Annotated in this window: 8 protein-coding genes; 7 read left to right on the top strand and 1 reads right to left on the bottom strand. The window is 72.5% G+C overall.

Going from position 1 to position 11785, the window contains the following annotated elements:
- The first annotated feature begins 50 nt into the window (after positions 1 to 50).
- Genes HQK15_RS15680 through HQK15_RS19175 form a run of 6 tightly spaced genes read left to right on the top strand, consistent with a single transcriptional unit; the run spans position 51 to position 9401 of the window.
- Positions 51 to 824, top strand: a complete 774-nt coding sequence (locus HQK15_RS15680; protein WP_217361753.1) for a ComEA family DNA-binding protein — start codon at positions 51 to 53, stop codon at positions 822 to 824.
- Positions 821 to 3067, top strand: a complete 2247-nt coding sequence (locus tag HQK15_RS15685) for a ComEC/Rec2 family competence protein (protein WP_173492440.1) — start codon at positions 821 to 823, stop codon at positions 3065 to 3067. The genes HQK15_RS15680 and HQK15_RS15685 overlap by 4 nt, the downstream gene beginning before the upstream one ends.
- Before the next feature lie 44 nt (positions 3068 to 3111).
- Positions 3112 to 4275, top strand: a complete 1164-nt coding sequence (locus tag HQK15_RS15690; protein WP_173492441.1) for an exonuclease SbcCD subunit D — start codon at positions 3112 to 3114, stop codon at positions 4273 to 4275.
- Complete coding sequence (locus HQK15_RS15695; RefSeq protein WP_173492442.1) at positions 4275 to 7259, top strand: AAA family ATPase; 2985 nt, start codon at positions 4275 to 4277, stop codon at positions 7257 to 7259. Before HQK15_RS15690 ends, HQK15_RS15695 begins: the two co-directional genes overlap by 1 nt.
- Positions 7260 to 7264: 5 nt before the next feature.
- Positions 7265 to 8236 (top strand): DNA polymerase III subunit delta, encoded by a 972-nt coding sequence (gene holA / locus HQK15_RS15700; protein ID WP_367649216.1) that lies wholly within the window; start codon positions 7265 to 7267, stop codon positions 8234 to 8236.
- A 1-nt stretch (position 8237) separates the two neighbouring features.
- Positions 8238 to 9401, top strand: coding sequence for a DUF418 domain-containing protein (locus HQK15_RS19175; RefSeq protein ID WP_173492443.1), 1164 nt, complete (start codon positions 8238 to 8240; stop codon positions 9399 to 9401).
- 2 nt (positions 9402 to 9403) lie between these two features.
- On the opposite strand, the gene rpsT is transcribed toward HQK15_RS19175, so the two are convergent.
- A complete protein-coding gene (gene rpsT, locus HQK15_RS18680) occupies positions 9404 to 9664 on the bottom strand; it encodes a 30S ribosomal protein S20 (RefSeq protein WP_173492444.1) in 261 nt (86 codons plus the stop codon).
- Between the two features lie 246 nt (positions 9665 to 9910).
- Here rpsT and lepA point away from each other — a divergent pair, with 246 nt between their 5' ends.
- A complete protein-coding gene (gene lepA / locus HQK15_RS15715; protein ID WP_173492445.1) occupies positions 9911 to 11764 on the top strand; it encodes a translation elongation factor 4 in 1854 nt (617 codons plus the stop codon).
- The last annotated feature ends 21 nt before the right edge of the window (positions 11765 to 11785 follow it).

Below are 11785 nucleotides of genomic sequence, written 5' to 3' on the forward strand. Positions count from 1 at the left end.
GCTCGTCCCGGCCCCTGACGACGTGCCGTCGCCGTGCCTACGGTCGAGACGTGAAGGCGACACATCGGGACGAGCCCGACGAGACCAGGGCCGAGATCGCGCGACGCCGGCTCGCGCAGCTGGCCGCATCGTTCGACGCCGAGCTCCCGCCCGCCGACGTCGAGCACGAGCGGTCGCGGCCGCGGGTCGAGGTCCGTCACATCCGCGCGGTCGCCACCGTGGGCGTCGCTGCATCGGTGCTGCTGGTGTGGTGGCTGCTCTCGGGACGACCTGAGAGCAGCGACCCGGTGGCCCCGTTGGCCTTCGCCTCGACCGACGCTCCGGCGGGTGCGCAGGGCTCTCCGGCAGCGGGCAGCTCCGCCGCGCCCTCGGGAGACCTCGTCATCGACGTCGTCGGCAAGGTGCGGCGCCCCGGCATCGTGACGGTGCCGCGCGGCTCGCGCGTCTACGAGGCCATCGCAGCGGCAGGCGGCGTCAAGGGGCGGGTCGACACGACGTCGCTCAACCTGGCGCGCGAGCTGACCGACGGCGAGCAGATCCTGGTGGGCCTCGAGCCGGTCGACGCGAGCGGAGCTGCCGCCGGCGGAGCGCAAACTGCCCCGTCGTCGGGCTCGGCGACCGGGACGACAGGTGCCAAGGTCAACCTCAACACCGCGACCCTCGAGCAGCTCGACACGCTGCCCGGGGTCGGGCCGGTGACGGCGCAGGCCATCCTCGCGTGGCGCGACGACAACGGACGGTTCACGTCGGTCGACGACCTGCTCGACGTCAAGGGCATCGGTGACGCGACGCTCGCCGAGCTGCGTGACCTCGTCGTCGTGTGAACCACGACCTGCGGATGCTCCCGGCGGCGGTCGTCGCCTGGGGTGCTGCGGCCTGGCTCGTCACGGCCGGGTCGACGGCTGCACTCGTCACGACGGTCGTCGCGGTGGTGCTCGCGGCAGCCCTGGCCGGGGCGAGGGTGGCGCGCTTCGTCGTGCTCGCAGCGGTGTGCCTCGCCGCGGTGGCCGCCTCGTGCTCGTGGCGGCTGACCGCGGTCGAGCACTCGCCGCTCACCGAGCTGGCGGGCCAGCACCGGCTCGCCACGCTGGACGTCGAGGTCGTCCGCGACGCCCGCGTCTTCGTGCACCACGGTGAGCCCTCGGTCGTGGTCGAGGTCAGGGTGCGGCGGGTCGTCACCCGCGACGTCGACGTCCGCCTGCGCGACCGCGCGACCGCATTCGTCGACGGGCGGGGCGACGACCTCGTGGTGGGACGGCGGCTCGTGCTGGTGGGCCGGTTGTCGCCGGCAGACGCCTCGCAGCAGGCCGCGGTCATCGACGTGCTCCGCCGCGGCGAGGCCGATCGGGCGGCGTGGTGGTGGGAGGGCTCGGAGCACGTCCGTGCAGGGGTACGGCGATCGGTGTCCCACCTGGCCGACGAGCCGCGGGCCCTCGTGCCGGCGCTCGTCGACGGCGACGACAGCCGGGTCAGCGACGAGATCGCGGAGGACTTCCGTCGCAGCGGCCTCACGCACCTCATGGCGGTGTCGGGCACCAACCTGACGATCGTCCTGGCCGTCGTCATGGTGATCGCCCGGTCGATGGGGCTGCGACGGCGAGGGCTGTGGATCGCCGGGGCGCTGTCGATCGTCGCGTTCGTCCTGCTGGCGCGGCCCGACCCCAGCGTCGTCAGGGCGGCCGCGATGGGCGCGGTCGGTGTCGCTGCCCTCGGCTTCGGGTCGCGCGGGGGAGTCCGTGCCCTCTGCTGGGCCGTGGTCGTTCTGCTGTTCGTCGATCCGTGGCTCGCCCGGACTCCCGGCTTCGTCCTGTCTGCGGTCGCGACCGGTGGCATCCTGCTGCTCGCGCCGGTGATCGCGCGGCGGCTCGAGCGGTGGATGCCGCGGTGGTGCGCGCTCGCGGTGGCGGTGCCCCTGGCCGCGCAGCTCGCGTGCACGCCGGCGATCGCGGCGCTGTCGGGGGAGGTGTCGCTCGTCGCGGTCTTCGCCAACCTGCTGGCGGGACCAGCCGTGGCTCCGGCGACGGTGGCGGGCCTGGCGGGAGGACTGCTGGCGGTCGTCTGGACCCCGCTCGGTCAGGTCTGTGGCACGGTGGCCGGGGCGTGCGCGAGCTGGATCCTCACGGTCGGCCATCGCGCGGCCGGCCTCGACGCGGCGTCGCTGGAGTGGCACGCCCCGTGGCAGGTGCTGCTCGTCGTGGTGCCGCTCGTGACGTGGGCCGTCGTGCGGCTGTCGTCACGGCCGGCCGTCTTCGTCGGGCTCGCCCTGGGGCTGGTCATCGGCATCTGGCGACCGCCGCAGACGGGCTGGCCGCCACCGGGGTGGGTCATGGTCGCGTGCGACGTCGGCCAGGGCGACGCCACCGTCCTCGACGCGGGCGACGGGTCGGCCGTGGTCGTCGACGCCGGGCCCGACGCCTCGCTCGTCGAGCGGTGCCTCGATCGCCTGGGCGTCCGGCGGGTCCGGCTGATGGTCTTCACCCACGCGCACGCCGACCACGTCGACGGCTGGCCGGGCGTGCGGGCCGGTCGGACCGTCGACCAGGTCGCGGTCGGGACGTCCGGCGGGCCGGCAGCAGGACGGGTGCCGGTGCACGTCGTCGTGCCGGGGGAGTCCTTCGTGTCCGGCTCCGTCACCGCCCGCGTGCTCTGGCCGCCCGACGACGGACCACCGGGCGGTGGCAGGACGAGCCGAGGTGAGGCGGACGGATCGGCGGTCAACGACACGAGCGTCGTGCTGGTGGCGACCGTGCGCGGCGTCAGGATCATGCTGACGGGCGACGTCGAGCCCGACGCGCAGGCGCGGCTCCTGCGGGGTGGCGACGACCTCGCGGCCGACGTGCTGAAGATGCCGCACCACGGCAGCGGCCGGCAGTCAGCCGCCTTCTTCGAGGCGGTCGGGGCGCGGGTCGCGACCATCAGCGCCGGGGCGGACAACGACTACGGGCACCCGGCTGCCGCCGCGCTCGCCCTGCTCAGGGGGCTGGGGGTGGCGTGGTGGCGCACCGACGTCGACGGCGACATCGCCGTGGTGGTCCGCGACGGACGCCTGGTCGTCGTGACACGCTGAGCAACCGCCCGGCCCTGTCGGTGCCGGGCACTACGGTGGTCGAGGTGAAGATCCTCCACACCTCCGACTGGCACCTCGGCCGCACCCTGCACGGTGTCGACCTGCACGACCACCAGCGTGCGTTCGTCGACCACCTGGTCGAGCTCGTCGGCGAGCACGACGTGGCTGCCGTGCTCGTCAGCGGCGATGTCTACGACCGCGCCATTCCAGCCGTCGAGACCGTCCGGGTGCTCGAGGACGCGCTCGCCCGGCTGAGCGCCCTGACCACGGTGATCATCACGCCCGGCAACCACGACTCAGCGGTCCGCCTGGGCTTCGGCGCGACGCTGATGCGCGACAGCGTGCGCATCCTCGCCGCCGTCGCCGATCTGCACCAGCCCGTCCTGCTCGACGACGGCAGCGTGCAGGTCGCGGTCTACGGCCTGCCCTACCTCGATCCCGAGACGGCACGGGCCGCGCTCACGACCGATCCGGACGTGCCGCCCGCCCGCAGCCACGAGGGTGTCATCGGCGCTGCCATGCGACGCATCCACGCCGACCTGGCGACCCGGTCCGGCGTCAGGTCCGTGGTCATGGCGCACGCCTTCGTCGTGGGGGGCGAGCCGTCCGACAGCGAGCGCGACCTCTCGGTCGGCGGGGTCCAGTCGGTGCCGTCCGCCGTCTTCGCCGGGGTCGACTACGTCGCCCTCGGCCACCTGCACGGCCCGCAGCAGGTGACGGTGCCGGGCGCGACGACGCTCGCGCGCTACTCGGGCTCCCCGCTGGCCTACTCGTTCTCCGAGCGCTCGCACCACAAGTCGACCGTCCTGCTCGACATCGGTGCCGACGGGCCACCGACCGTCTCCCTGCTCGACGCGCCGGTCCCACGCCGACTCACCGAGATCCGGGGCGACCTCGCGCACGTCCTGTCGTCGGCGACCGATGCCCACGTCGACGACTGGGTCAAGATCGTCGTCACCGACGCTGCCTACCCGGCCGACATGCCCGCGCGGGTCCGCGCCCGCTTCGGCCACCTGCTGCACCTGACCCACGAGCCGGTCGGCGGCGGCGTCACCCGTCGCGCGCCGGTGGTCGACGACTCCCGCACGCCGCCCGAGGTCACGGCCGACTTCCTGGAGTTCGTCACGGCGCAGGCGCCCACCGACGACGAGCTCACGGTGGTCGATCGGGCCTACGACGTCGTGCGTGCCAAGGAGCACAGCGCCTGATGCGCCTCTACCACCTCAGGCTGCAGGCGATCGGCCCGTTCGCCGGCGTCCACGAGATCGACTTCGCTGCGCTCGGACGCTCGGGCCTGTTCCTGCTCGAAGGTCCGACCGGGGCCGGCAAGTCGACGATCATCGACGCGATCGTGTTCGCCCTCTACGGCCAGCTCGCGGGCGAGTCGGCCAGCCGCGAGCGTCTGCACTCGCACCACGCCCCGGAGGGGCTCGAGCCCTACGTCGACCTCGTGTTCGAGGTCGAGTCGGGCATCTACCGTGTGCGGCGGTCGCCGGCCCACCAGCGCGCCAAGCGACGGGGCGAGGGCACGACGACCCAGAACGAGACCGTCACCCTGACCCGGCTGCACGACGTCGACGCGCCTGACGCGGGCGAGGTCGTGTCGACGCGCGCCCAGGAGGTCGGCCCCGAGATCACCCGCCTGATCGGCCTGCAGCGCGAGCAGTTCCTGCAGACCGTCGTGCTGCCCCAGGGCGAGTTCGCCCGCTTCCTGCGATCGAGCGGCGAGGAGCGCAAGAAGCTGCTCGAGACGATCTTCCGCACCGACGTCTATGAGCGGATCACCCGAGCGCTCATCGAGCGGCGCAAGGAGGCCTATGCCCGCACCCGCGACGCGCGCCAGGCCGTCGACGTCGCGACCCAGGTCCTGGCCCGGGCCGGCGGGGTCGAGCCCGTCACCCTGCTCGACGCCGACGGGGTCCTCGAGGTGCCGGCGTGCGAGGCCCTCGTCGAGGCGGCCTCGTCTGCCTCGGCCGCAGCAGCCGAGGCCGCGGAGGCGGCCCGCGCGCGGCTCGTCGAGGCGACCGCCGCCGTCTCGGCAGCCGAGGCGCTGACGGCAGCACTGGCCCGTCGCACCGACCTGCTCGCCCGCCAGCAGGGCCTGCGCGACGACGACGAGGCGGTGGCGGCTGCCGGCGAGCGGATGCGCTCCGGCCGACGGGCCGCGCTGGTCCAGCAGGCGATCGCCGACGCGGCCGGAGCGGCGCAGCGGCGTGAGGCTGCGGCGGCCGCGCACGAGCGGGCGGCCACCGACCTCGCTCCCGGGCAGCCGCTGACGGCCGAGGAGTGCGCGGAGCTGGACGACGAGCTCTCCCAGCGGCTCGCCGAGCTGTCGACCGTCACAAAGCTGGAGCACGGCTTCGTCGCCCGCGAGACGCAGCTGGCGGGCCTGCGTCGCGATCTCGAGGCCGCCGAGGCCGAGGTGGTGGCGGCCGAGAGCCGCATCGCCGAGCGTCCGGCCCGACGGGCCGAGATCGTCGCCGGCCTCAGCACCAGCCGCGAGGCGGCTGACGCGCTGCCCGCGGCCCAGGCTGCGGTCGACCAGGCCCAACGAGTGCTCACCGCCGCGCGCGGGGTCGAGGGTCACGACGATCGGCTCGGCGTCGCCCGCGAGGCCCTCGAGGCGGCGGCCGGTGCCGCGGCGGCGGCCGTCGGTCGCCACGCCGATCTGCGTCTGCGTCGCATCCAGGGCATGGCGGGCGAGCTCGCGGCGGCGCTCGTGCCCGGCGATGCCTGCGCTGTCTGCGGAGCGGTCGAGCATCCCCGGCCCGCCACCCAGGCCGACGACCACCCGCACGAGGACGCGATCGCTGCTGCGGAGTCGGCTGCGGTGTCAGCCGAGCGGGTCGCCGACGATGCCCGGGCCCAGGTGGTCAGGCTCGACGCCGAGCGGGCCGCGCTGCTCGAGCAGGCTGCAGGCCTCTCGGTCGACGACGCGACCACCGCGCTGACGACGCTCGTCGCCGATCGTGACGCGGCAGCCGAGGCGGCCGCGCGCCGCGACGAGCTGCAGGCAGCACTCGACACCTTCGACACCGGCGCCGCCGACGATGCCCGTCATCGCCAGGAGTGCGGCGACACCGCTGTGGCCCTGCGGACCGAGGTCGCGGGGCTGCAGCGCGAGCTCGACGACGACCGGTCCGCCGTCGAGCGTGCCCTCGACGGGGCCGATGGCACGCTCGTCGACCTGACCGCACGCGTCGGTGCCCACCGAGATCGCGTGCGCGCCTACGCACGCACCTCCGCGTCGCTGACCCTCGCCGACCAGCAGGTCAGCGACACCACCGAGACGGTCGACCGCCGGCTGGCCGAGCAGCAGTTCGACGATCGCGACGCGGCGCTCGCCGCGGTGCTCCCGGCGGACGAGATCGACCGGCTCGATCGGTTGGTCACCGAGCACGGTCAGCAGACGCGCGTCGTGGCCGAGGGGCTGGCGGCTCCCGAGATCGCCGTCCTCACCGGTCGCGAGGAGCCCGACCTCCCGGCGGCTCGCCAGCGGCACGAAGCCGCTGCCGCCGACCACGAGGCGTGCGCCGGTGCTGCCGCCACCGCGGCACACCGACGCGACGAGGTGACGACCCGGTGGGCGGCGCTCGAGACGGCCAGCGGCGATCTGGCCGAGGCAGCCGCCGACGCCGCGGCCGTCATCCGGGTGGCCGACGTCGCCGAGGGGTCTGCGGCCGCCAACCTCAAGAAGCTCACGCTCGGCACCTACGTGCTGATGCGTCGCTTCGAGGACGTCGTCGCGGCGGCCAACAGCCGTCTCGGTCCGATGTCGAGCGGGCGCTACCAGCTGCGCGCCACCGACGAGCGCGAACGCAGCGGCCGCAGCACCAAGACCGGGCTGTCCCTGGCCGTCATCGACACCGAGACGGGCCAGGAGCGCGAGCCCCGCACGCTGTCGGGCGGCGAGACGTTCTATGCATCCCTGTGCCTGGCGCTCGGGCTGGCCGACGTCGTCATGGCCGAGGCAGGCGGTGTCGAGCTGGGCACCCTGTTCGTCGACGAGGGCTTCGGCAGCCTCGATCCGGCGACGCTCGACGACGTCATGGCCGAGCTCACGGGGCTGGCCCGCGGTGGGCGCGTGGTCGGCATCGTCAGCCACGTCGAGGACCTCAAGCAGCGGGTTGCCGACCGCATCGAGATCCGACGTCGCGACGACGGGTCCTCCACGCTGTCCGTACTAGTCTGAGCACCGTGGCCACGGCATTCGGCAAGATCCTGCTCATCACCGGCAATGCCGAGTTCCTCGCCGACCGCACCCGCGCCAAGGCCGTCAAGGTCGTCACGGGCGAGCAGCCCGAGGTCGAGGTCGCGACGTCGACCGCGTCCGGCCTGCAGCCCGGCGAGCTCGCCGGGCTGACCAGCCCGTCGCTGTTCAGCGACGCGAGCGCCCTGGTGCTGACCGAGCTGCAGGACCTGCCTGACGCGGCGCAAAACGAGCTGCTGGCCTACGTCGCCGAGCCCTCGCCCGACATCGCGGTGATCCTCGTGCACAGCGGCGGGCAGAAGGGCAAGGGCCTGCTCGACAAGCTCCGCAAGGCGCCGATCGTCTCCGAGGTCAAGGTCGCCCAGCCCAAGTACGAGCGCGACTTCGCGCAGTGGGTCTTCACCGAGGTCCGCGACCTCGGCGCCCGCATCGACGAGGAGGCAGCCACGCTGCTGGTCGCCTCGATCGGTCAGGACCTGCGCGCCCTCGCGGGCGCGGCCGACCAGCTGGTCGCCAACCTGGAGAAGGGTGCCCAGATCTCCGCGTCCCTCGTGCGGCAGTACTTCGGCGGGCGGGCCGACGTCCGGGGCTACGAGATCGCCGACGCGACGATCAACGGACAGATCAGCATCGCCCTGGAGCAGGCCCGCTGGGCCGAGGCGGCCAAGGTCGCTCCGGTCCTCATCACCAGCGCGCTCGCCACCGGTCTGCGGTCGCTGGCCAAGCTCGCGGGCGCTCCCGACGGCATGCGTGACAACGACCTCGCCGGTCACATCGGCGCGCCGCCGTTCAAGATCCGGGTGATGCGCTCACAGCTGCGCAGCTGGGACCAGGCGGGCCTCGCGGCCGCGATCTCGGCCGTCGCGCAGGCCGACCTCGACGTCAAGGGCGGCGCGGCCGACCCGGCCTTCGCCGTCGAACGCATGGTTCTGCAGGTCGCCGCCCAGCGCAGGCGCTGAGGTGCGCGTCGCGCCGTCGCGGGTCGATGCGGTCGACGTCGCGCGGGGCGTGGCGCTGATCGGCATGATGCTGGCGCACCTGGGGCCGGTCTGGCTCGACGGCGACCCGCCGATCGGCCAGATGGTCGTGGGTGGCCGTGCCGCCCCGCTCTTCGCGATGCTGGCGGGCGTGGCCCTGACGCTGGTCCACCGCCGCGACCCCGGCGGCGTGGGCTCGGTGCGGGCCACGCTGGCGCGGGCCCTGCTCCTGATCGCCCTGGGCCTCTCGCTCGGATCGATCGACGGCATGCCGGTGCTGATCATCCTGGCGTTCTACGGGCTGCTGATCGTCGCGGCGCTCCCGTTCAGACAGCTGCCCACGGCCGTGCTGGTGCCGATGACGATCTTCTGGACGCTGGTGTCCGGCGTCGTGGTGGTCGGCCTGCAGGTGGTGCAGCCGCCCGTCGACGCCGGTCAGGCCGAGGTCTCGGAGGTGGCCCACCCCGTGGCGCTGCTCGGCGAGCTGCTCGTGTTCGGCGCCTATCCGGCCGTCGCGTGGTTCTCCTACGTGCTGGTCGGTCTGGTCGTGGGGCGGCTCGACCTGCGCAACCTCGCCGTCGCATGGCGGCTCGCCGCTGTCGGCGCGGGCCTGCTCGGCACGACGACGGCGGCCGGCTGGGCGCTGATCCGCACCGAGGTCGTCGACGACCCCTACGGGCTCGGCTGGCGCATGCTGTTCGGCGGTCGCTACCGCCGGGCGGAGTGGAACGACCTCCTGCAGGTGGGGGAGCACACGTCGACGCCGCTCAACCTCGTCAGCGCGATCGGCTCGGCGCTGCTCGTCATAGGCCTGTGCGCCCTGGCCGTCCGACTGCCGTGGTCGCGACTGCTGCTGACGCCGCTGCGCTCGGCCGGCGCGATGACCCTGACCCTCTACACGGTCCACGTCCTGTGGTTTTGGCGGATCGTGGAGGGGAGCGACGAGGCGGGCGGCCCGCGTCTGGGCAGCTACGGCGACTGGCTGCTGCAGGTGGTCGTGCTGTGCGCGCTCGCGGCCGCCTGGCAGCGGTGGGTGGGTCGGGGTCCGCTCGAGTCGGTCGTGCGCCTGCTGACGGTGCCGCGGTCGGCCCGCAGGTCACGAAAAAACGCCCCGGTCGATGACCGAGGCGTTGATTCAGTGGGCTGACGTCAGAGCGACGCGGCCTTCTTGGCGATGGCCGACTTGCGGTTGGCCGCCTGGTTCTTGTGGATGACCTTCTTCGAGGCAGCCTTGTCGAGCTTCTTGTTGGCCTCGCCGGCGAGCAACTTGGCCTCGTCGGTGTTGCCGGCCGCGATAGCCTCCTCGAAGCGGCGGACAGCCGTCTTCAGCGCGGAGCGCACGGACTTGTTGCGCTCACGGGCCAGCTCGTTCTGCCGGTTGCGCTTGATCTGCGACTTGATATTCGCCACGGGGCAAACCTGTTTCTCTCGGATGGAACTCGATGATGAAAAGTGAGTGGACGTGCCGGGGCACGCGACCGCCAACTCTATCAGCCAGCAGGCCGTGGTCTCAAATCGATGGTCCGCCGCTTCGATCGGCTCAGGTTCGACGCGCGACCATGTCGCGGTCTGCCGCGACGGGCTGGAGAGCACCCGGACCGGCGGCGCGCACCGCGGGGCGCGAGCATGCCCGAGGAGGTGGGAGAATGGCTCATCATGAGCAACCGCCCCGTACCCCAGCCCGGGGCCACCGACCCGCAGATCCTGCGCAACTTCTGCATCATCGCGCACATCGATCACGGCAAGTCGACGCTGGCCGACCGCATGCTGCAGCACACCGGCGTCGTCGACGGCCGTGACATGAAGGCGCAGTACCTCGATCGCATGGACATCGAGCGCGAGCGCGGCATCACGATCAAGAGCCAGGCCGTGCGCATGCCGTTCACCAAGTCGAGCGGCGACGACGCCGGCACGATCTACGTGCTCAACATGATCGACACCCCCGGTCACGTCGACTTCACCTACGAGGTCAGCCGCAGCCTCGAGGCGTGCGAGGGTGCCGTCCTGCTGGTCGACGCGGCCCAGGGCATCGAGGCGCAGACGCTCGCGAACCTCTACCTCGCGATCGACGCCGACCTCGACATCATCCCCGTGCTCAACAAGATCGACCTGCCCGGCGCCCAGCCGGAGAAGTACGCCGAGGAGATCGCCGGCATCATCGGCGGCAACCCCGACGACGTCCTGCGGGTCTCGGCCAAGACGGGCCAGGGCGTCGAGGAGCTGCTCAACCTCATCGTCGACGAGGTCCCGCCGCCCCAGGGCGACCCCGACGCACCGCCGCGCGCCCTGATCTTCGACTCGGTCTACGACACCTATCGCGGGGTCGTGACCTACGTCCGCGTCGTCGACGGCAAGCTCTCGCACCGCGACAAGATCAAGATGATGTCGACCGGTGCGGTCCACGAGATGCTCGAGGTCGGCGTCATCTCGCCGGAGCCGGTCAAGGCCGGCGACCTCGGCGTCGGCGAGGTGGGCTACCTCATCACCGGCGTGAAGGAGGTCCGCCAGTCGCGCGTGGGTGACACCGTCACCTCCAACATCCGCGGCGCGACCGAGCCGCTCGGCGGCTACAAGAACCCCAACCCCATGGTCTTCGCCGGTCTCTACCCGATGGACGGCGACGACTACCCGACGCTGCGCGACGCCCTCGAGAAGCTGCAGCTCAACGACGCCGCGCTGGTCTACGAGCCGGAGTCGTCGGGCGCCCTGGGCTTCGGCTTCCGCATCGGCTTCCTCGGCCTGCTGCACCTGGAGATCGTCCGCGAGCGCCTCGAGCGCGAGTTCAACCTCGAGCTCATCTCGACGGCGCCCAACGTCGTCTACCGGGTCGAGATGGAGGACGGCAAGGAGATCACGGTCACCAACCCGTCGGAGTATCCCGACGGCAAGATCGACAAGGTCTACGAGCCCGTCGTGCGCGCCACGGTGCTGAGCCCGTCCGACTACATCGGCGTCATCATGGAGCTCTGCCAGGCACGCCGTGGCCAGCTCATCGGCATGGACTACCTCTCCGAGGACCGCGTCGAGATCAAGTACACGCTGCCCATGGGCGAGATCATGTTCGACTTCTTCGACGCCCTCAAGAGCCGCACCAAGGGCTACGCCTCTCTCGACTACGAGCCGACCGGCGAGGAGGCGTCCGACCTGGTCAAGGTCGACGTGCTCCTGCAGGGCGAGGTCGTCGACGCGTTCAGCGCGATCGTCCACCGCGACAACGCCTACGCCTACGGCGTCTCGCTGGCCGGCAAGCTCAAGGAGCTCATCCCGCGCCAGCAGTTCGAGGTGCCGATCCAGGCCGCCATCGGCGCCCGCGTCATCGCCCGCGAGAACATCCGCGCGATCCGCAAGGACGTGCTCGCCAAGTGCTACGGCGGCGACATCAGCCGCAAGCGCAAGCTGCTGGAGAAGCAGAAGGAGGGCAAGAAGCGGATGAAGATGGTCGGCCGCGTCGAGGTCCCCCAGGAGGCGTTCATCGCCGCGCTCTCCACGGGCGACGCCGACAAGAAGTAGCCCGCCGCGTCGATAGGGTTG

It is taken from the genome of Aeromicrobium stalagmiti (assembly GCF_013283745.1).
Lineage (GTDB): Bacteria > Actinomycetota > Actinomycetes > Propionibacteriales > Nocardioidaceae > Aeromicrobium > Aeromicrobium stalagmiti.